23 protein-coding genes are annotated in these 21,400 nt (G+C 38.4%); 9 read left to right on the top strand and 14 right to left on the bottom strand.

Annotated elements, in window-relative coordinates; translation table 11 throughout:
- Positions 1-56: 56 nt before the first annotated feature.
- The 4 genes from DSM106972_RS07630 to psbQ all read right to left on the bottom strand — a co-directional run bounded on the left by DSM106972_RS07630 (position 57) and on the right by psbQ (position 3,742).
- Positions 57-926: an RpnC/YadD family protein gene (locus DSM106972_RS07630; RefSeq protein WP_127080136.1), complete on the bottom strand. Its 870-nt coding sequence runs from the start codon at positions 924-926 to the stop codon at positions 57-59.
- A 323-nt stretch (positions 927-1,249) separates the two neighbouring features.
- Positions 1,250-2,101, bottom strand: a complete 852-nt coding sequence (locus DSM106972_RS07635; protein WP_127080137.1) for an alpha/beta fold hydrolase — start codon at positions 2,099-2,101, stop codon at positions 1,250-1,252.
- 33 nt (positions 2,102-2,134) lie between these two features.
- Entirely contained in the window at positions 2,135-3,223 is a 1,089-nt protein-coding gene (locus DSM106972_RS07640) for an NAD(P)/FAD-dependent oxidoreductase (protein ID WP_127080138.1), read from the bottom strand.
- Positions 3,224-3,274: 51 nt separating this feature from the next.
- Positions 3,275-3,742: a photosystem II protein PsbQ gene (gene psbQ, locus DSM106972_RS07645; protein WP_127080139.1), complete on the bottom strand. Its 468-nt coding sequence runs from the start codon at positions 3,740-3,742 to the stop codon at positions 3,275-3,277.
- 375 nt (positions 3,743-4,117) lie between these two features.
- Here psbQ and DSM106972_RS07650 point away from each other — a divergent pair, with 375 nt between their 5' ends.
- Entirely contained in the window at positions 4,118-4,537 is a 420-nt protein-coding gene (locus tag DSM106972_RS07650) for a Tery_1686 family protein (protein WP_073617287.1), read from the top strand.
- 31 nt (positions 4,538-4,568) lie between these two features.
- Here the strand turns inward: DSM106972_RS07650 and DSM106972_RS07655 are convergent, their stop codons facing one another.
- Positions 4,569-5,819 carry a caspase family protein gene (locus tag DSM106972_RS07655; protein WP_127080140.1) on the bottom strand — a complete coding sequence of 417 codons (1,251 nt, stop codon included), beginning with the start codon at positions 5,817-5,819 and terminating at the stop codon, positions 4,569-4,571.
- A gap of 366 nt (positions 5,820-6,185) precedes the next feature.
- Here DSM106972_RS07655 and DSM106972_RS07660 point away from each other — a divergent pair, with 366 nt between their 5' ends.
- A complete protein-coding gene (locus tag DSM106972_RS07660) occupies positions 6,186-7,586 on the top strand; it encodes a hypothetical protein (RefSeq protein ID WP_127080141.1) in 1,401 nt (466 codons plus the stop codon).
- Between the two features lie 224 nt (positions 7,587-7,810).
- Here DSM106972_RS07660 and DSM106972_RS53235 read toward each other — a convergent pair whose 3' ends face one another.
- Positions 7,811-7,978 (bottom strand): hypothetical protein, encoded by a 168-nt coding sequence (locus DSM106972_RS53235; protein WP_233787873.1) that lies wholly within the window; start codon positions 7,976-7,978, stop codon positions 7,811-7,813.
- 31 nt (positions 7,979-8,009) lie between these two features.
- On the opposite strand from DSM106972_RS53235, the gene DSM106972_RS07665 reads away from it, so the two are divergent.
- On the top strand, positions 8,010-8,945 hold the full coding sequence (locus tag DSM106972_RS07665) for a HEAT repeat domain-containing protein (protein WP_158632777.1): 936 nt from the start codon (positions 8,010-8,012) through the stop codon (positions 8,943-8,945).
- A gap of 142 nt (positions 8,946-9,087) precedes the next feature.
- Here DSM106972_RS07665 and DSM106972_RS07670 read toward each other — a convergent pair whose 3' ends face one another.
- On the bottom strand, positions 9,088-9,891 hold the full coding sequence (locus DSM106972_RS07670; protein WP_035174135.1) for an RNA polymerase sigma factor SigF: 804 nt from the start codon (positions 9,889-9,891) through the stop codon (positions 9,088-9,090).
- Between the two features lie 660 nt (positions 9,892-10,551).
- On the opposite strand from DSM106972_RS07670, the gene DSM106972_RS51250 reads away from it, so the two are divergent.
- Together DSM106972_RS51250 and DSM106972_RS07675 are read left to right on the top strand one after the other, a co-directional pair.
- Positions 10,552-10,716 carry a hypothetical protein gene (locus DSM106972_RS51250; RefSeq protein ID WP_158632778.1) on the top strand — a complete coding sequence of 55 codons (165 nt, stop codon included), beginning with the start codon at positions 10,552-10,554 and terminating at the stop codon, positions 10,714-10,716.
- A gap of 13 nt (positions 10,717-10,729) precedes the next feature.
- Positions 10,730-10,939, top strand: coding sequence for a hypothetical protein (locus DSM106972_RS07675; RefSeq protein WP_233787874.1), 210 nt, complete (start codon positions 10,730-10,732; stop codon positions 10,937-10,939).
- A 110-nt stretch (positions 10,940-11,049) separates the two neighbouring features.
- Here the strand turns inward: DSM106972_RS07675 and DSM106972_RS07680 are convergent, their stop codons facing one another.
- From DSM106972_RS07680 to DSM106972_RS07690, 4 genes are all read right to left on the bottom strand, one after another.
- On the bottom strand, positions 11,050-11,457 hold the full coding sequence (locus DSM106972_RS07680) for a hypothetical protein (protein WP_127080144.1): 408 nt from the start codon (positions 11,455-11,457) through the stop codon (positions 11,050-11,052).
- Positions 11,458-11,464: 7 nt separating this feature from the next.
- Entirely contained in the window at positions 11,465-11,620 is a 156-nt protein-coding gene (locus DSM106972_RS51255; protein ID WP_158632779.1) for a hypothetical protein, read from the bottom strand.
- A gap of 69 nt (positions 11,621-11,689) precedes the next feature.
- On the bottom strand, positions 11,690-12,802 hold the full coding sequence (locus DSM106972_RS07685) for an aldo/keto reductase (RefSeq protein WP_127080145.1): 1,113 nt from the start codon (positions 12,800-12,802) through the stop codon (positions 11,690-11,692).
- 131 nt (positions 12,803-12,933) lie between these two features.
- Complete coding sequence (locus DSM106972_RS07690) at positions 12,934-13,569, bottom strand: glutathione S-transferase family protein (RefSeq protein ID WP_127080146.1); 636 nt, start codon at positions 13,567-13,569, stop codon at positions 12,934-12,936.
- Positions 13,570-13,666: 97 nt separating this feature from the next.
- Here DSM106972_RS07690 and DSM106972_RS07695 point away from each other — a divergent pair, with 97 nt between their 5' ends.
- Complete coding sequence (locus DSM106972_RS07695; RefSeq protein WP_127080147.1) at positions 13,667-14,014, top strand: DUF433 domain-containing protein; 348 nt, start codon at positions 13,667-13,669, stop codon at positions 14,012-14,014.
- Positions 13,999-14,358 (top strand): DUF5615 family PIN-like protein, encoded by a 360-nt coding sequence (locus DSM106972_RS07700; RefSeq protein ID WP_127080148.1) that lies wholly within the window; start codon positions 13,999-14,001, stop codon positions 14,356-14,358. Before DSM106972_RS07695 ends, DSM106972_RS07700 begins: the two co-directional genes overlap by 16 nt.
- A gap of 75 nt (positions 14,359-14,433) precedes the next feature.
- Here DSM106972_RS07700 and DSM106972_RS07705 read toward each other — a convergent pair whose 3' ends face one another.
- A complete protein-coding gene (locus DSM106972_RS07705; protein WP_127080149.1) occupies positions 14,434-14,982 on the bottom strand; it encodes a nuclear transport factor 2 family protein in 549 nt (182 codons plus the stop codon).
- Positions 14,983-15,034: 52 nt separating this feature from the next.
- Entirely contained in the window at positions 15,035-16,075 is a 1,041-nt protein-coding gene (locus DSM106972_RS07710; protein WP_127080150.1) for an alpha/beta hydrolase, read from the bottom strand.
- A 696-nt stretch (positions 16,076-16,771) separates the two neighbouring features.
- On the opposite strand from DSM106972_RS07710, the gene DSM106972_RS07715 reads away from it, so the two are divergent.
- Positions 16,772-17,707: a Dam family site-specific DNA-(adenine-N6)-methyltransferase gene (locus DSM106972_RS07715; RefSeq protein WP_127080151.1), complete on the top strand. Its 936-nt coding sequence runs from the start codon at positions 16,772-16,774 to the stop codon at positions 17,705-17,707.
- 77 nt (positions 17,708-17,784) lie between these two features.
- Here the strand turns inward: DSM106972_RS07715 and DSM106972_RS07720 are convergent, their stop codons facing one another.
- The gene (locus DSM106972_RS07720; RefSeq protein WP_127080152.1) at positions 17,785-20,649 is read right to left on the bottom strand and encodes a right-handed parallel beta-helix repeat-containing protein; all 2,865 of its coding nucleotides are present in this window, start codon (positions 20,647-20,649) and stop codon (positions 17,785-17,787) included.
- A gap of 285 nt (positions 20,650-20,934) precedes the next feature.
- On the opposite strand from DSM106972_RS07720, the gene DSM106972_RS07725 reads away from it, so the two are divergent.
- Complete coding sequence (locus DSM106972_RS07725) at positions 20,935-21,348, top strand: hypothetical protein (protein ID WP_127080153.1); 414 nt, start codon at positions 20,935-20,937, stop codon at positions 21,346-21,348.
- Positions 21,349-21,400: the final 52 nt, after the last annotated feature.

Below are 21,400 nucleotides of genomic sequence, written 5' to 3' on the forward strand. Positions count from 1 at the left end.
AGCTTGTAGATTTTGTGGTTCTATTTTTACTTATTTGTGCTTTCACGCACCCTACTTTAATTCTGAACTAATTGACGCAATTCGTCTAAGTTGTTAACAATTTTAATTGCGTCTTTAATTACTTTAAGTTGCTCTAAATCTAAAAGAGAAATAGATTCCATTAATTGTAATGCTTCGGCGCCGAATTTTAACTCTAGTCCTAATTCAATTGCTGATAAAATACCTCGTTGCTCACCTATTTCTTCTCCTATTTGCTGGCCTATTTGCTGACCTTCTCTAAGAATTTGCTCATACCAAGGAGATTCTCGTAGTACTGCCATATCTAACCTCATTATACGTTGTACTAATGGACTATCTAACACAAATGTAGCAAAAAAACCTAGGAGCATTTCAAATTGCTCTAATTGCTCATCAGCACGCAGAACTCGCAATGCTTCTTCAATTATGGCTTCGTTACCACCATTTTTGAGGATTGGCACAAATGGTAGCAGAGAAGACAATCCATTAAAGGCTACCTGTGCGTCAATTTCCCAGAGATTAATAACTTTATAGTCCTGACGCGCTAATAAACCCATAAATTTTGATTTGAAGCGAGTGGGTATTTTGGTATCGCTTCCTTTTATGATGTTTATTAGGACAGGGTATACAGGTAGGTCGTACTTTTCTTCAGCTAACCCTGTATACGCGCGCATTCGTTTGGGCATCCTCATTTTATAACGCAGTTGTAATTCGTTGAGAATAAGGAAGTTTCCAAGTGTTGGACTTTCCGCACGAATTAAAACATCGCTTTCACGACTAACCCATTGAAATTCTGAACTGGGAATTTCTTTAACTATAATATCCGAGGCGCCTGTTACCCAGTTTGCCCATTGTTGTGGCGCCAGACTGATCAAACGCTTGGAACCGATATCAGATGCTTTTGCCATTTTTGATTATCTTCAAGGGTTAAAAATCAATATTGATTTCTAAACGAATAGAATAAATGGCTATATTGATTCATGTCACGCTTTATTCAAAAAATATAACTTGAACCTTTAATAATCATTCTCAGTAGATGCTTGCTAGTTTTTATCCTTGAAATATAAGGATTTTACTGTCTATCGTATTTTGATATTGAGAATATATAGTAATTTTGTATACATGTACGGTTGTTGCGAATTTTACCTATCGCTTGGCAGACTGTAATAGTGGGCGGGCAAGGATGCCCACTCCACAAGACAATTTTAGAGGTTTTTTATTGAGAAATCCTTTAAGATTTTTCTGAGCGTCGCATGAATGGTAGTAAGTCTTGTAAGATTGTTTCGTGGTAGTGTTCTTGCGGGTAGTGACCGACGTTATTAAGTTTTACTAACTCTCCATCGGGTGTAGCTTTAGCAAATGTTTCTGCCATATCTACAGATAACCAAGGGTCTATTGCTCCCCATTGTATTAACACAGGTTGCTTCCATTCTTTAAATCCAGTTTCGATTTCTTGCATGGCTTTGTCTAGTTGCAAGTTACGAATAGTTGCTAGCAGTGCGCGTCCTGATGATGAACTTTTTAAATATGGTTTACGATAAATATCTAAATGTTGGTCATCGATACGATAACGGGCGCCTCCTTCTAATGTTCTATCTACTAATAATGGGTCTTGGGTCATCATTTCACCTGCCAAGGGTAAACCCATTTGCTGAATTTTCCAAGGTACTTTGGCACTTTGAGAGATTGGTGCATTCAAAATTGCTATATTAGCGACTTGTTCAGGATGACGTAAAGCGTATTGTAAGCCAACTGAACCTAGAAAACCCTGAACGACTAAAGAAAATCTTTCTAGCTTTAATTCTGTGATAAATTTTTCCAATGCAGTAATAAATGCATCGGGTGTATACGCAAAGTCGCGTTTTTCTGGTTTAGATGAAAAGCCGTATCCAATCCAATCTGGTGCTATTGCGTGGGTTCCCTGTTGTGCTAATGCTGGAAGAATATTTCGCCAACTGTAACTTTGTGATACTAACCCATGTAGCAATATTACGGGTAATAAATCACTGCGACCAATGGGTTCAGATTCGCGGTAAAACCATTCTAATGAGTCGATTTTTATCTTTTTTTCTGCTATTGACACGGTTTTTTATGTGCTGCTTGTATTTTAGTTTTATTAAATAATCATCTCACGAATTGTTACCGCAGTTGCAGGCGCCAGTAAAACACCGTTACGATAATGTCCTGTGGCAACAAGAATATTACTATACCCAGGTAGTTTTTCAATAATTGGGGCAGGGCGCCCTTCGGGACGGGGACGTAAACCTGACCATGTGCGCGTAATAGTCGCGTTCTTTAGTTCGGGACAAAAAGAAATAGCCTGCTGTTTGACTGACTCTAGTAATTCAGTATCAGGAGGTAAGCTATATCCTTCAGTGTTGGGAAACTCTACAGTGGCGCCTACCCAATAATCGGTTGCGGGCACAATGCCGGCGCCGCATGGGACAATATGAACATCATCACCTGTAATCGCTGGCTGAAAATCTGGGTTGCCTAGTGGGTGTCCAACATGAAAGTGTATAGCTTGCCCTAATACAGGACGAATATCTATTTTTTGATTTAACTGCGCTGTTAAAGCAGAAGTACCAAGCCCAGCAGATATAATCACTTTGTCTACGGATATTTTACCTGCGCTTGTCTCAATGTTATGAGAACTAAACCCGTTAACTTCTACGCCAAATTTGAAACTGACACCATTTGACATTGCTGCATCTACCAAAGCTAATGTCAATGTCGTTGGGTCGAGTTGACGGTCACATGGTGAATATACGGCACCAGTAATTTGTTCAGTATTTAGCTGTGGACATGCTTGCTTAAGTTTTGCTGTGTCCCATACTTCTAAGTGCCAACCTTGTTTAGCACGAATTGCTGCTAAATTTTCCCATTGTGATTCCCCTTTAGATATTTCTTCAGGAGTTAGTAACATCAAGATTCCCTGACGATTAAAAGGTATTTTACGTCCAGAAACAGCTTCTAGCTTGGGAACCCACTCTTCGTAAGTCGCAATACTCTGTTCTCGCATTCGCCACGCTTTACCCTTGGTCTTGTGGCTAATAATGCCCATTAATACACCTAATGCCGCCCCTGTTGAAGCTTGTGCTGGCGGTAATAGATCGAAAACTGTAATTTTTAATCCTGGAACTTGACTCAGTTCGTATGCTATTGCGGCGCCGACAACGCCACATCCAATAATTGCTATGTGCATGATTTGAGAGTTAGAGACCAGGGACTAATCCCTAGCCCCCTTTATTCAAGATTAACCTTCTTCAGCAGAATTAAGCTTAGACGGCATTAAATTCAGGAATTTGTCAATATCTGAATATACCGCTTCAAAGTTGCTGGCAGCAACAAGCTGATTACCAGAAGAAGCCGCTTGGTCAACTTTGACTAAGTGGTCGAACACATCGCGTGCAACTTTACGCGCAGGCGCCTGTTCAGATGGCAGCAAGTTAGGAACAATATATGTCATGTCCAAACGCGCTTCCGCCATTGGTCCATGTATAAAATTACCCACCTTAATCCATTGTTTAGAGTCAATTAACTCTCCAAGTTCTGATTTACGCTCACGTACTGCTTTGATATCAGTTAAATATCCCTGAATCTTTTCCAGTTGCGTTTGCGTGTAGGTTGGAGGTGGAGTGGCAACGGTGGGTCCACCACAACTCATTAAAAAAGTTGCCAAAAATACCAGTATTAGGGAAATGATGCTCCGTTGACGCGCCATAAGCTGCATACGATTTGATAGCCATATAACAGTTGTCATTTTAGATCGGAGCGGCCTTGTTTACGAGTGCTTATTGGTAATTCTTGTTTTACGAAGATACCTGATTTTACTGGTTCACAACTTACATACTACAAAACTGGCAACTTTTATCACTTGCAAGTAAAATTGAGTATAATTGCTCAATAAGTCTCTATAACTCAAAAATTTTTGTATCAAAAGTTTCAAAAAATACAACTAAGGACACAAATATTATAAAATGCTAATTTTTAAGTTGATTTCTTCGTGTAGTATTGTTAAGCTGTAACACCAATAAAGCAAGTTTAGTGTCGTCACAAATTTGGGAATCATCGATGCAGTAAGAATGGAGGACAATTCGTGAACGCAGCTGAAATGGCAACCAGTCTTGAATTCACTAGTAAAATAGCCACGGTAGTTAATTTATTCAAGCGCGAATTTCCAGATGCAAAGTCTGACCTTAAGCCTTGGCACAATGACCCCGACACTCGCGAGTTAATTGACCCTGACTCAATTGATATTGGTTTTCATTTTCCTGGTATAAGTCGGTCGTGGCGTGTTCGCAGTTTACTGTTTCAAATTCGTTTGCACTTAGACCCAGAAACTAATTCCCGTTTTTGTGTGGGTGTTGAAGTCGCTGGTTTTGACCATCGCGGTGAAGCTTGGCGCCTTTCTACGGTGGAAAACTGGAAATTTGTAGGCGCCACTATGCCATCTGAGCAAGTAGGGGAACGGCTCAAACAAATTTGTCGCCAAATACTAGAAATTTTTAATAGTTAGGAGTTGGGAGTTAGGAGTTAGGAGTTGGGAGTCATTGTGGCGCCGAACTTTCACATTTAAGCAGCTTATTCAAAATGGCTATTTGCTGTTGATTACTAGATTTACGAATATTATTTTCCATGCTGATATCTACAAGTTCCATACCTAAGCGTTTTAAATAAGCTTGCTCTTCTTCGGTATCATACTCCGAAGCGCTTAACTGGTCGTAATTATCACTATAAGACTTGGTAGAATTCCAATTAAACATTTTTACTATCGAATTGACTACATACTTTTGCTCTGGACGTGCAGTTCTAATAATTTCGCTTATCGGTTGCTGCATTATTCTTTTGATATCAAGAGAGCTAGCTTTTTCTTGTAACCAAGATTCTGAAGTCGAAATAGGTAAATCCATTGTTTGCTCATCAACTTTAGCAAAAGCATGAGCCTCAGCATAAGAAACTTTATTATCTTTGTTATAATCGGCTGAAGCTACAGGTTGTCCAATTCTATTTTTACCGCTCAACCCAGCAAAAAAGCTTGAACTATAATCTTTATAATCAGCTTCGTTAACTAGTGGTGTACATCCTACCGAAGGTCGTGTTTTAACAGTAGCAAAGAAACCACACCGTGTTTGTAGTGCAACTGGACGCTGCGGATTACCTCCAGTATAAATAAAATTGGCAAAAGAACCAGAAAAACACTGTGCCATTACTACCGCTACTGGTGTTTCTTGTGGCATTTTATCGAGCATCGTCGAAAATTCTTTAACGCTCATTGATTTACGGTTCCAAAGCGTCAACGCATTATTATTCAAATCTTGTTTGTTAGGAATTCCATGTCCTGTAAAATACATTAATATTGGCTTTTTGGGAGTTTGGCTAGCTTGTTGTACCCAGCTACTTAAATTGTCTAAAGTTGAGGCGCCTTTAAGTTCAGGAATAGCTGGTACTTTAAATTTTTCGTTACCCGCATCATCTATGTAGCGAATAGTCGCTTCACCATCATTACCATTGGCAAAGTATACCGATGCGTCTTTTTGGTCGTATCCCAATAGACTAAGCGTTCGTTGAAAATAAAGAACGTTCTTTTCTAAAGCTATTTCATTATGGTCTGGGGCGCCACCACCTGCCAAAACCAAAAAATTTAACTTATTCTTCTTATCCCAGTTTGCTTTTAACTGCTTTACATCATGCTGCATCGAACAACTGCTCTTAGTCACTGCAAAATTGGGAGCCATTTCGAGTAGTGATGTAGTAACTATTACAGCAAAAGCAGTACCCGAAAAAAGCTGACGGTGCATAAAATACCTCATGATAGACTCTTAAGCCTGATTTGTCGTCTAACTTACTTAATTTTAGTAATTTTTATTTCATATTTCATAAGTAGTTTTTTAAACTTATATAAAGAAATATACTGATTATTACGGCGCCTCATACCTACAACCTTGACATTCTTTTAGTACTATAGTATTATGTAGACATTCACGGCGCCGCTACGACTGCTATAAATATAGGGCGCATAAGTGTAGAGTAAACATTTTGTAATATCTGCATTGATCCCCCCTAACCCCCCTTAGTAAGGGGGGAATAAGAACTATTCTTACCCCCCCTTATCAAGGGGGTTGGGGGGATTATCTTAAACGTTTATATCCAGGGAAGCTAGAAATATGGAAATTAAAACAGGTGCCAAAATATCCCTGCTCGAATTGATTAAAATCTTAGAAGAGCATCGTAACAGTATTATTATCAACTTTAAGCATTTACAAGAAAACTACCAACATCAAGGAATTAAGCGTATAAAAGGTGTACGTGATACTAAGGGAGACTTGATAGAACCTTGGTTGAAAACCCAATATATTGATGCGGGTGAGTATGTTGATATGGGGACGTTTGAACTTAATCGCAATACTGCTACTATTAATATGCTGATAAAACGTCGAGTTAAATTGGTGACAGCAGAAGATAAAACACCAATTATTGAAGTAGCAGGTTTACTAGCAAATGACCTTTACACGTTTAATAATTATACGGTTGTAAGTGATGGTGAAGTTAATATCAGGTCGTTACGAGTCAAAATAAGTGCTAAAAAAACTTTTGATTTACTTAAAGCTAAGGGTGTAATTCTAGCAGGAAAATTTGATTTTCGTTCGGAGTATGAAATTTTATTCGATAATTTACCTCTGGTAACATTTGATGCACATTTCAATAATGTAGATGGATTATTTTATGAACTTGCTCAGATGAAAGTGCTATTAAGTATTATTAGGGCACATCTCAAGCAAAAGTCAGATGTATATATCCCTGACCAATTAGATGAATTGCAAAAACATTATTTGTCAAAAAATGTGTATCTTAATTTTCCAACAACAAATGAGTATACTGATATCAACACAGCGCTAGCCACGGGTGTAATTGATACACGTGTTAGCTATAAAATTGATATCGGTAGTCGGGATATTCTCAACTTTGGTAAATTAATGAGCGCGAATAGATTCCTTGACAGAATGTATCGTGCTTACGATAGTCAAACACGTGTTGCGTTCCAAAAGGCAATATTTGAAATGACGTGGGAAGAAAACATTAGCTTCCGACGTAAGTCCCCATCCGCGCGTATGAAAATTACAGCAGTAGATGATTTAATGGCGCCTATTTTTGATGACTTTCTTGGCTTTGAGAATAACGGTATCGTTAGTGCAATACTTAATAAAGTTGGTGCAGGCGCCGACTATAAGATATTAGAAGCCAAGCGAAACGGTATTTCGGTAAATAAAGAAGAAACGGTAGCAGCTTTTACAGCGGCAAATACCAAGTTGAGTCATTATATAGATAGGGTTTACCGCGAAAATATTTCACCGCTTATTTTTTACATCGGTTCCACAGGAATTTTACCCGACCAAATTGATGGCAAAGCGGTTTCAGCTATTGAGCTTGCAGCAAAATATCCAAATTTACAGTTTAGTGAGGATGAAAAAAATGGCACATTTTTTGAAGTAGGCAACAGCATTATTGGAGTATATGCTAAGACCGAATATTACAGCACGCGAATTCCCACAAATGTAGAGACGTGATTTATCACGTCTCCTGTTTATCACGTCTCCTGTTTATCACGTTTGTGCGATAAACCAAGACGCGATCAATCGCGTCTCTACAATTTGGCGCCAAAATTTTTATGCGATGAAAGAAAATAAATAAAAGTTTGAGAATTTTCCGTAATTCAAATTTTAAGAGTGTATTAGTACAAAACACCTGAATTGAGTTCTATAAACCTTGCGATTCGATTTTTAATTAAACTCTAGCCAAGGATAATTATACTTACTTGTTTCAAACCAAAACGCTGTTCCGAAATTGATACGAAAGATACAAATATTACTAGTGGCAAATAAAATGTAAGCTCTTTGTTACCTAGAAAAAATCCAGGATGCAGAACCATGACAATTGCAGCTTCTTTGTAGCATTTCATAGTAATGAAAAATCTTGTGAAGCAATCGCTTATGGCTATTAAAAAATGGCAACTTAAATCATGGGGTTGTTCGGATGCTGTTAAGACAACTTTACCGCCAATGGGACAAGATAAACAGACTGTTTCTGAGTTGATTACTTTATTAAAACATAACAATGTGACGGTTCGCATCAACGCTATTGAGTCACTTTGCAAAATTGGTGACTGCAAAGCGATTCCAGCACTAGTTACTGCTTTACAAGATACAGACTCACAAGTGCGCGCAAATGCTGCGTTTGCACTTGGTTGTTTTCGTTCTCAAGCTATAACTGCTGTTGAACCACTAATTATGAGTTTGGAAGATTCTGATGAATGGGTACGTGCGAAAGCTGTAGAAGCTTTAAGTCATATTCGCCATCCTAAAGCTACTGTACATCTAGCTGCTGCTCTACACGATAACTATCCAGGAGTACGTGCAAAAGCGGCTTTAGCTTTACCTAATATTGCTGAAGCTAGTTTTGCTGTACCACTATTAATTGCAGCATTAACAGATACAGATACGCGAGTGCGTGCTGCTGTTGCTGACGGTTTGGGTATGTTTGGTACATTAGCAAATTCAGCGGCGCCATATTTAGTAAATGCTTTGCAAGACGAAGATTTACACGTTCAAATCAATGCAGCTAAAGCATTAATCAAAATCGGCTCGCATACCACTCATAGTATGAATATTTTGATGCAGATGCTTGAAAAAGAAGACACCAATACTCGCATCACTACGGCTTTGAATTTAGGTATTATTGCTCTACACTTTCAAGACAAAGCAAATTTTCTATCTGTGTTGGAACTAGAACAGGTTATATACGACTTAGAAACAGTAAGCCAGTTGTTAAAAACAAACTCTGACTTTGATGCAGCACAATTTGCACTTGTTTCTGTCAACAATGCATTATGTTCTTTGAAAAAAGAACGAAAAAGTCGTAATACTTAAAATGAAAGACTAAATCTGGGCGACGATTTATTTTGTTAGACGCTTGAGCTACAAATAACGTTACAATTTGGGCAGTCTGTTAAAGAGTACAATATATATATCGACATATAAGAAGCCTACTCACACTTTGGTACTAAATTCTTTAAGAATTAGCAGCTATTGGTTGAGATTGCATCATATACATCAAATCTTGAATGCCTTTTTGCAGATATCGCGTTACAGTCATTGGACTTGTGCCAATTTTCTTAGCTGCATCCTTACGCGAAAGCTCTTTTAAGAACACTAATTCTACTGCCATCCGAGGTTTATCTTCAAGCTGTGTAATGGCGCCTTGTAGTTGCTGACGTTCTTCTTCTTCTTGCTGTACAGAAGTGGAACGTGGACAGGGTAGTGCTTCACCCAAGGTAATTTGGCAGTCTACATAGTGAACAACTGTAGCATCTAAACTCAATGGCATCCGATTTTGGGCAGCGAGTTTTGTTTCTTGCCATTCGTGTAATGGTACATCAAGTAGGTCAGCAATTTCTGAATCTTTAGGTGGGCGCCCTAAAGACTCCGCCAAATCTTTGCGAACTTTCTGTCCTTCGTTATATAATTCCTGCCAACGACGAGGAATTTTTAGTAAAGTGCTGCGGTCACGTAAGAAGTGCAGCATTTCACCGCGAATGTAAGGAACAGCGAACGAGCTAAAAGCATAACCTTGACTAGGGTCAAAGCGTTCAATTGCGCGAATTAAACCAAAATAACCAATTTGTTCCAAATCCTCATAAGGTTCGTTACATTGATGGCTAAACTTATGCGCCATTTTACGAACCAAACCAGTGTGTAGCTGGACTAATTCATTACGAAGTTTTATAGAGGGATTTTGATGATAAGTGAGCAATAGCTCCATGCTATCAGAAGGCATTGTAGAGCGATTTCCGCTTTCACAATTGCCGTACCGCATATACGACTGATTGGCGACCATATAATATATCCTTTTAATTAACCCCGATACTGATTTACCGAAGTCGCGTAATTTTTCATCTAAGCTGTAATTATTTTCCTTACTGAGGCTTTTAGACACCATTCGTTGTTCTACTGAACTTGCTGGAGGGGTCAAACCCACGGTCAGTATTTATACGGTTATCTTTTCCGGGATATTCTGTTCTAAGCAAATTTTAGTTTGAGCGTTGTGGATGAATAATTTGAAGTGCAATTCGCCATAGAGCTTACCATTCCAATCTTCTAGCGTTTTATTATAAGTCCCACAAACATCATTCAACTCTGCTTATTCTTGTTGTACCCAAAATCGAGCAACGATTTTACAATGTGGGAAAAATTTATGTCTTTTTCAAAAAACTCTGCCCATAACTCGAAGTTTCAGTAATTTATCACAAAAATTAAGGGGCGGTAGAATTTTACACTATAATGGCATATTATTCAATAACGTAATCTTATGTAACATTTAGTAAAAAATTTTTACTCGAACACCAAATTTTATCCAAACATTACCTATGGTATTATACACTACATAAATCCTCAGTTTTCATAATAATTTCTGCAATTGAAACAACACAACCACAGCAATGACTAAAAGATTTATGGCGAATGTATAATTACTGTTATGTCAAATGATTTATTAATTCAAAAACAGGATTTAGATATAAGTGGTTGGTCATGGCGCCATGTGAAGAGCAAGTATGATAGGTTTGATACATGTGTACAGGTTATTCACAAGCCAACTAAGCTAGAAACATTCTGCAACGGCGCCTTTGAAGCTAATAATTAATCAAGAAAATGCTTTGAGAATTCTTAAAAGTAAGTTAAATATAATTATGCACCTCAAAGGTGTGACGTTAGATAAGATTATACCAACAGATGTGGCGCCGAAGCTTAAAACTATTCGAGAATATGTTTTTTACCCCAAAGAGGTAGTTAAAGATTGGCGTACAAAAATAAAGACTAATGCAATTAAAGATATTTTAAATGGTAATATCGATTTATTTACATAATTTAAAACTTGTCATATTGATGCAAAATATAATTTGTCATTCCTCGCTGTGGGAATAATCTCAAAGACTTCAAAATTTTGAGATACTTCACTACGTTCAGTATGACACTTTTAAGATTTTAAGTAAAGAAAACAATTTGTAATTAAAACCGTAACGATTGAATAAATAAATTGTTGACTTAAGGGATTTGGATATTGAATCTCGGTTATAAGTAAGTTTGCCATATGTAGCATTGAAGGGTCGGTAATTTTGAGTTGATGCATATAAGCTTGATTTAAGCAAATTATGGTTTGGTCAAGCATTTGCTCAAATCGTAATGGACTGAGAGTAAAAAGCAGATATTCTTTCATGTGTTTAATACAGGCGCCGTGAATCGCATCAAATTGTTCTAAGGTATTATCAAGTATCACAACACCCACAATTAAACTATCACCCTCCATTAGAGGAATTCCTGTATTTACATACTTTATATCTAGTCCATCCCAAGAAGCGTTAAGGATAGAAGTTTTAGAGTGCATAATAAAATTAATTAACTGGGACGAGTACCTTCCAAGTCCATGTCATTTTAATTTCTGTAACTTTCCAACGTCCGTTAATACGTGCAAGGGTATGGTTATAATATCCACCAAGTGTCCAACTACCTTTGGCGCCAAATATAACTGTTCTTCGTGATTTATTCATGTTTTTAAATTATGGGATTTATTTGTTGTAGAGACGTTACATGTAACGTCTCTACATTTGATTGTTTAATTACGAGACACCTGCACCAGCAGATTGAATTAGTACATTAGGCTGATATCCCGCACGTTTATCGCCAACTTTTACACCACCATGAATCATTCCTTGAATTTCGGCGCCAAAGAAACTGTAAGGAAACTGTGGTTCTGGACGACTAACAGCTTCTAAGCGGTTTGCCAATTCTGTGGGAATTTCAAAATCTAATGCTTGGATATTATCTTCTAATTGTGATAATTTTGAGGCGCCGACTATAACCGTAGCAATACCAGGACGGTTAGCAGTCCAGTTTACAGCTACTTGTGCCATACTACGTCCAAGTTCTTTAGATACGGTTTCGAGTTCTGTGACAATTTTCCAGTTGCGTTCGCTAATTTTTTGAAATGCTGGGTTACTAATACCGCGTGTAGTATCAAGGCGCCCTTCTCCAGTAAATCCAGATTCACTTGGTTTATATTTACCACTAAGTAAACCACTTGCCAAAGGACTCCATACCATTGTCCCCATTCCTAACTGTTGACCTAAAGGAATAAGTTCGCGCTCAATATTACGTTCAACTAAGGAATATTCGAGTTGTAGTGCAGAAATTGGTTCATAGTTACGGTATTCAGCTATAGTTTGCGCGCGTGCTGCATACCAAGCAGGAGTATCGCTCAACCCAATATGTCGTACTTTACCAGCAGAAACTAAATCATCAAGTGTCCGCATTACTTCTTCAGCAGGTGTAATTGTGTCCCATGTGTGAAGAATATATAAATCTATATAGTCAGTATTGAGTCTTTTCAATGAACCTTCTACCGCACGCAAAATATTTTTACGTCCGTTACCACCTGCGTTAGGGTTTCCTGGTTGGGCATTGTAAGTAAATTTAGTGGCAATTACGACTTTATCACGGAGATTACGCTCAGTAAGAAACTTGCCAACCCAAGTTTCGCTGGTACCATTGGTGTACAAATCAGCCGTATCAACAAAGTTACCACCAGCATCTATATATGTATTAAATAACTGACGTGCGCTATCTTCATCGGCGCCCCATCCCCACTCGGTACCAAAAGTCATGGCGCCTAATGCTAGGGGACTTACGCGCAGTCCAGAACGTCCAAGGGTGTAGTAGGTGTTGAGAGACATTTCTTTAATTCCCTGTTTTTGTGTGTTACATACACTTTAAGGAATTTCAATTTGCAAAGCATACTCAATTTTTGCGCGGTTATATCAAAATCTTGCTCTACTGCTTGCGTGGGTTTTATTTAACCTACTAATCAAGCTCTACTCGATTTAAATTTTTCCATCGCTTCTTGTGTAGGTAGACTTTTAACCCAAGCAGGACGTTGATTCAGATTTTCAAGCCAAGTACTTAATTTCGGATGATTATCAAGGGATAGACCTACAAGATATAAACTACTTGCTACCGTTCCTGCTGTCACATCTGCTAGGGTGAGTTGTTCCCCAGCAAAGTAAGTTTGCTCACCGAGAAGCTCTTCAAAAAATGTCAATATTGTAGAAACCTTATTTTTTGTTTGCTCAATTTTTTCTGATTCTACAGGCAATCCAAACAGTATAGGAAACATAGGCATAATTCCAGGTAACAACTCGTTAACTGTTACCATTTGCACCATCCGTACTTTAGCTAAATTTTGAGCATCATGAGGAAGTAAGGAAGGTTCTGGATATTTTGCTTCTAAATAATCGAGAATTGCAAAGGATTCGACGATTCTAAAGCCGTCATCTTCCAAAACAGGAATATGATGAAAGGGATTAATTGCTAATAATTCTGGTCGATTTGGTTGACCGTTTAACTCAAGTTCTACCAACTCTGCTTTTATATCTTTTTCCAGTAAGGCTACCAAAACGCGCCGAGAGTGGGGAGAAATAGGGTTAAAATATAGCTTTAGCATAATTTTTGAATGTATATGAATTTTAATATAGTAATACAATATTGATATATTAGAGTGAAATACTTAAGCATTAGAAAAAAACAAAGAGAGTTAAAAGATGCAACTTGAAGATTACTTCAACTTTCTGGCGCCTGATGATATACGTATTAAAGGTTCACGCATTGGTATTGAAACAGTCCTTTATGATTATATCTACCGTTCTCGCACTCCAGAAGAAATTGCCCAAACATACACATCTATTACCTTAGAACAGGTATATGCAACAATTCTTTACTATTTACACAATAAAGAAGCTGTAAGTAATTATATTGCAGACTGGTTAGAGTGGGGATACCAACAACGTAAAGCCCAAGAAATGAATCCATCTCCAGCTATTATTCGTATACGTAAAATTAAACAAGAAAGAGAGGCAATGAAACAAGGGACGGGATGCTCAAATATCTAATGGATGAAAATATTGACCCAGTATATTTTAATCAACTGCGGCGCCAGAAACCCGATTTGACTGTTTGGGCAGTGGGAGAACCAAATACTCCAGCAAAAGGTACTTTAGACCCAGAAATTCTTTATTGGTGTGAGGAACATGATTTTGTACTAGTGACAAATAACCGTAAATCTATGCCTGTACAATTAAATGACCATATCGCAGAAGGGCATCATATGCCTGATATTTTTATCCTTAATCCAAATTTAAGCGTGGGCGATAATCTTGAAGAGCTAATTTTACTTGCAGAATATTCTTTTGAGAACGAATATCAAGACCAAGTTGTTCATCTACCCATAACATGATATTAATTGCAAACGGTTTGTAGAGACGTGACATGTCACGTCTCTACATTAACGTTTATTATTTGTTAAAAAACTTTAATTAAATCCGCTTGGGCTTCCCCATGCTTCGGTAAAAACGATGGGGTCAAAATATTCACGAAATAGTGCTACTTTACCATCGCGAAATTTGAATAGTCCGGCGTAGGTATTATTATAAGGCTTCTTCGTTGCTAAAACTTCGATTTCGCCACGGAATTCTACAAAGAATGTATTCGGGTCAGTAGTAGGATATATTTTTAGGTCGGGAAATACCATTCTTCCTACACTCGTAGGTAATGCTGAGTAATGTTTAGTCACAGCAGCTTTACCTTCAACTCGTTTCGGGAAACCTTTAGGGGAATATGGCATATCTTGCACACCATCTTCAGCCCATAACTTCAACCATTCGTCCATACGTTTTTGTGATAGTAGCTCAAAATATCTACGAATAGTTTGCTCATTTCTACTACGAATAGTTTCAGCTTGAGTATTTACAGGCGCCGCAGCAACATTATTCACGCTCTGTGCTGCTAACTCAGTTTTCGGAACAAAACTTAACAAACCCAAAATTAAACTGGCGCCAATTAAACTTCTTTGTAAAAACATCTTCCTTCCTCGTCTTCCTTTGCATTATGCAGCGTTATGCAGCGGTTCGTCGTTACAGAGACTTATTCAAAAACTTAGCCACCTCACCAACACTCTGATTAACAGTATTTTCTTGGTCATAAAAATCAAACTGAGTGCGGTTCTCTAACCAAACAAAGCTCTTATTCTTAGCCGGAATACCATTAAAAAACTGTCTAGCACCATCAGGAATAGCAGCTTTCTCACTATGAACAAACAAAGTAGGCACATTAATATTCTTAGCTTGCGACATAGGCTTAAAAGTCAACCACTCAGCCCAAGAAGCAACAGCAAACTTATTATCCCACTGAGGAATGGCGCCACGTTGAGGATTTAAATAGTAATCAATCTCACCGAACATCGGTGCATTTTTATCAGTTCTACTAGCAGCAGGGACAGATTTAACCTTACCAGTTTGCTCAAACTTCTCCCGTGCAGCTTGCCCAATTTCAATTTTGTCCTGCACAGCTTTCTCACCACCATATACAGTATTCAAAATCGCTGTATCATGAATCCAAGGCGCCACTGTTACAAGTGACTTAATGCGAGAATCTTCTGCTGCTGCAACTGTCATATAAGCAGCACTAGCGCAAATACCTAACCCAGCAATTTTATTTGAGTCAACCGCATCAACCGTTTGTAAAAAGCTAACCGCATTTTTGATATCTGTAATTTTCTCAGTCGGAGATTCAAAGTTGCGAAGCTTACCACCGCTTTCTCCAAAAGTGCGAAAATCAAAAGCAAACGCAGCAAATCCTTGTTCAGCAAGCTTTTGAGCATAAGTCGCAGGCATTTGCTCCTTGATAGTTATCCAGGCACCTGTCACTATTACAGTAGGTAACTTATCACCTGGTTTATAGTTAGCAGGTAAATACAAATTACCAACAAGTCTTTCCCCTTCGCTAGTAAACGTTACACGATTAATACCAGGTTTGTAGGTATTAGCTGCAATCACAGTATTAGATTGCTGAACTTGCGGTATGTTGGCAAGGGATAAAGTTTGGGAGATGGCGGCGCCACCGAATAAAATTAATGAGAGTGTGCAAGCTTTGATAGCGCAGTTAGCAAGTTTCATAGTGGTTTCTCCGTGTTGGTTTGTTTCGTTAAATCCAATTTAGAGAATCTGCACTCCAAAACCATACCCTATTCTTGCGCGGTTATATCAAAATCTTGCTCTCTTCTTAACTCTCTGTGTACTCTGTGACTCTGTGGTAAAAGTTTACTATGCCGCACCTACTGGTTCATGTCATTAATTTTGGTGTGTTGGTTTGCAACAGATATAACGGATGTAACGGATAATTTATTTGTTACAAACAAGATTTGATTTTGCAGTACCTCCTTTAAACGAATCAACTATCCGTTACATCCGTTTCACATCCGTCGCCAACATACCCACCAAAACTTATAAGATTAACCACTACTAGTCCGTGTGATTAGTTTTGGGGTGTTACTGTAGATTTTAATCCCCCCTGCCCCCCTTATTAAGGGGGGTACAAGATGGTCATTCTTAGCCCCCCCTTATTAAGGGGGGGTTGGGGGGGATTTGTTTCAACTCCCCAAAACTTATGACATGGAACACTACTTATAGGCGCCAACTACCCAAAACTTATAATACTAACTGGAAGTGGTAGTATATTTTTTACCGCAGAGGCACACTCGTACACGAAGGAAGAATTGAGAAGGAAGTACTAGTTGTTGTTATTTTGTTGTAAATTAGAGGCGCCTGAGTATGCTGTGATAAGCTAAATTAAGTTCATTTGTTCTGTGCTATATGGCGATTCCGCATCCAGTACAATATCAGGGTAGTAAGAGAAACCTGGCGCCAGACATTTTAAAATTTCTACCCAAAACTGTGGAAAGATTAGTAGAACCGTTTGCGGGAACTGCTGCTATTAGTGTTGCCGCTTCTTGGAACCGGATATCCCAGAAATTTTGGTTAAATGATTTAAACCAGCCACTAGTTGAGCTATTGGAATTAATTGTAGAGCAACCATCAACGATAGCAGGCACCTATGAAGAAATATGGAATCAACAGCATAGTGATTCTATAGAGCATTATTATCAAGCAAGGTATAAATTTAATCAGACTAACGACCCGAAAATTCTTTTATATTTACTAGCTAGGTGTGTTAAGGGCGCCGTTAGATACAACTCTGAAAAACTTTTTAATCAAAGTCCTGATAAGAGACGCAAGGGAACCCACCCAGAAAAAATGAGAAAAAATATAGAAGGTGTTTCCAAGCTACTCAAAGGTAAGTGTATATTCACATGCTTAGATTATAAAGAGGTTTTAGCTGAAGTTAAACCAAGTGACTTTGTTTACATCGACCCTCCCTACCAAGGAGTTTGTGGTGAAAGAGACTCAAGATACCTGGCTGGAATTAATTTTGATGAATTTGTTGATTCTCTTGAAAATTTGAATCGTAAACAGGTACCATTTGCAGTTAGCTACGATGGCAGACGAGGAAACAAAACCTTTGGTAATGAGTTGCCCTCACACTTAAAACTCAAAAAAATTGAAATTGTTGTTGGACGCTCATCTCAAGCAACATTATTAGGCAGGGATGAAGTCACAATAGAGTCTTTGTACTTATCACATACCTTGCTTGATAGTTCTAGCTGCTCATCAGAAAGTGATATCAATCAGGCGCCTAAAAAGCATCGTAAATATCATCTTTACTCTGTGCCCTCTGTGCCTCTGTGGTAAAAATTATAGTTTGTAGGTTAGGCGTCCCTCCCGCCTGACCGAGCGGAACACCTAAATGCACAGGCGAGATGCCTATGCTACGGGCAGTTTGTTACGTTTGTGAAGTTGTCTTTGGTTGGTTGGAAGGTGATGGCGCCTGTATTATTCACTGCTATATTATCTAGGTCAGCTACTAGGAAGGCGTCGCTATTACGCTGAAGTGAGAAACCTGTTGTAGTTTTATTATTCCTTAATGCTAAACACATTGGATTGTTACTGTTATTTGCAGCACTCAGTGCGGTTATTAGCTGGTTCTCTAAGTTGTTTAATTCAGCTAATGCGGTCATTTGAGAGCTTCCGTTAGCTTGTAAGAAAATATCATTACTCCCGCTATTAGTAATTGTATTACTGTTTATACTTACTTTTGAGATAGCGGCGCCGTTTGTTTGCACGAATATTCCTTGACCTGCGCTGTTGGTAATTTGTGTATTATTTATATTAATGTTTTGCTGTGTGCCGTTGGCTTGGATGAATATTCCTTGACCTCCTTCACCGTTATTATCTAGTTTGGTGTCATTAATTTTACCGTTGGTAAGTGTAAAGTCTTGCCGCGCGTTATCGTTTGATTGGACGAATATTCCTTGACCACGGCTATTATTTATATTGGGATTAGTAAGTGTAGCTGTTTGCTGAGTTTGAGGTGTATCTAATTTACCACTGCTTCCAATAAATATACCTTGTCCGGCACTGTTTGATACTGTTGGGTTATCTAGTTTTAAGCGTTGTTGGGCGCCTGCGTTTGCTGCAATAAATATACCTTGTCCACCATCTCCATTACTATCTCTTGTAGTATTACTTACTGTAGCTTGCTTAATTTCCAATTCTTGAATAGAGCTATTATTAGCTTGGGCAAAAATACCTTGACCACTGTTGCTGTTTACACTTGCTTGATTAACTGTGACAGTTTGTTTGGCGCCATCGTTTGCAGAAATAAATAAACCTTGGGATAAGTTATCTGTAACTACAGGGTTATTTAATGTAAACTTTTGCTGTCCCCCACTATTAGCTGCAATAAAAATACCTTGACCACCATCACCGTTACTATCCTTAGCTGTATTACTAGCTGTTATTTGATTGATGGTAAATTCCTGTTGTGAGTTTCCGTTTGCTTGGACAAACACACCTTGCCCAGCGTTACGGGTTGCTGTTGAGTTATCGATAGTAAAGGTTTGCTTGGCACCAGTATTTGCTGATACAAATATACCTTGTGCAGCGTTATTACTAGCTGTGCTGTTTTCTATCTTTAAATTTTGTTGTGCAGTGCCATTTGCCGTTACAAATATACCTTGTCCCCCTTCTCCTGCACTATCTTTAACCGTTCCACGCGCTTCTACTCCTGTAATATTAATAGTTTGATTAGCACTATTATTCGCTTGAACAAAAATACCTGTACCAGTGCTATTCGTAATTAAATTATTTTTGAGATTAACTTGCTGCTGTACACTGTCAGAAGCTTGAGCAAAAATACCTTGCGAGCCACTATTATTAATGATATTATTTTCGACGTTAAATGATTGCTGAGTATTTCCAAACCCTTGCAGAAAGATGCTTTGACTGCCTGTGTTTTGAATTGTGTTGTTACTAATAATATTACGTCCACCTACACCGTTAAGACTAATACCCTGTCCTTCGGGGTTAGTGATTTCGTTATTAATGATAGTAAGATTGCTAACACCCGAAGCTTGAATAGCGTTACCTGTTACGTTACTAATTACAAACCCTTCAAGTGTAGTATTATTGCCCATCGTTACAGTACCGTTAACAACGGGTAATTGCCCAGTTCCCGAATTTGGTATTTGGATAGTTCCAGCTTCTTTAGTTTCTACAAAGCGTGGTAGTGCATTCGAGAGTACCTTAACACCATCAGGGATATTGAATCCAAGAGAGGAAGAGTTGCTAAATTCCACATAGATAATATCTTCTGGTTTGGCGCCACTTAAAGCAGTTTGAATATTACCCGTTGGATTTTCAATAGTACCATCACCCGTTCCCGTTCCTGGGGTGACATAGCGAAACTCTAAAGGTTTGCCCGTTTGAGCATTTCTTGCAGGTTCTTGAGTATTCTCTGTTTTTCCAATAACTCCTATGGTTGGAATTCGCTGTACTGAAGAAGCTAATCGCGTAATATTATCTTCAGGAGCATTACGTGAACTACCAGCAAAATCAACATTCGCATTAAATACTAATCTTGTATCAAAAATGGAGTCATGCTGTAACATCAAGCCCAAACTTACATTGTTAGTGGGTTTCGCAACTAACCTTCCTCGCACTCCTAACGCACTACCAACACTTTCCCCTGTGTAATAGTACATCCCTCCATACGCACGCAAGTCACCGCTACCAAAACGCGCGATAGGTACTCCCGCTTCAATATCAAACCCTGCGAGAGAAACTTCAAACTGTCTATTAACATCTAACAGAAAACTATTACCTGTAAATCCTAAGCTACGAAACGACTCGGAAATTACTTGCTTGCTATTACCTACAGGTATATAACCATTCGCGCGTAAATCCCAGTTTTTTCCTAATCGTTCCAATCCTAAACCAATTTGGTTAAACGTCTTGTTACCTGTATCACGAATATCATAAGCAACATAACCACCCCATATAGCATCATTAGAAGCACTAAACCTGTGTCCGAGTAATAAGTTACCCCCCATCGTTGAGTCGGTAGATATTAACAGGCGCCCTTCTAAAAAAGTTAAATTACCATTTGTAGCGTTTTGAAATGGAATAAACCCCTCAATACCAAAATAAGGTTCTTGATATCCGGCGCCAGTACTAGTGAAACTGCCGCTAAATCGAGGATATACTGAGTTAGTTGTTGTCTGTGCAACAACGGGGGCAGTAGAAAGTAGACAGGAGACTAGCCCGATAGCATAGTATTTAAAAGCTTTTTTCATAACACGCGCGTTTAATAAACATGTATCTTATTTACACATAACAGCGACATTAACGCGATAAAATACACAAGCAATCCGTGAAATTACCATAAATTTTTGATGAAGACCCACAATGTAGAGACGTGACATGTCACGTCTTTACATATGTATTTAAAATTTTGAACGCTGCAAATTGCATAAGAATTAAAAGTAAGACATGGAAAAGAAGTAACGGCTTATTCAGAGAATGAATATTTTTCACTCTGTGTGTAAACCTCTACAAAACTTCAATAAAAAGAAAAACTCATGTCTAGTAACAATCTAATTTCTAAGCTCAACACTGAACTGTTCACAGAACTTTCTACTGAACAAGCTGCCGTAGTCGAAGGTGGTCTTAATCAAGTACAGATTTTAACTGTACGTTGTATTAAGGCAGGCGCCGACTCAGATGGCACAGATGAAGTGTTTGCCTCTTTTAATGGAACAGATTCTAACTTTGGTAGACCAATCAGCATGAGAACTGGTTCTGTTGCCAATTTTGGACAATCAGGTGGTTCTGGTAACTCGATTCAAGTTGCGCTGTTTGATAAGGATGGCAGTAACCGGGGAGCAGCTGATTTACTTGGTAGTTTTAGGGTTTCAAGCCCTGTTCGCAATCCTCAAACTCGAAGAATCTCTGGCAATGGTTCGACGTATGAAGTGACTTTCAGAGCCTTCTAAGAGGCGCCGAACGCTTGCATGGTTAGACCAATACCAATATAAAAACGGTTGG

Source organism: Dulcicalothrix desertica PCC 7102, assembly GCF_003991905.1.
GTDB lineage: Bacteria > Cyanobacteriota > Cyanobacteriia > Cyanobacteriales > Nostocaceae > Dulcicalothrix > Dulcicalothrix desertica.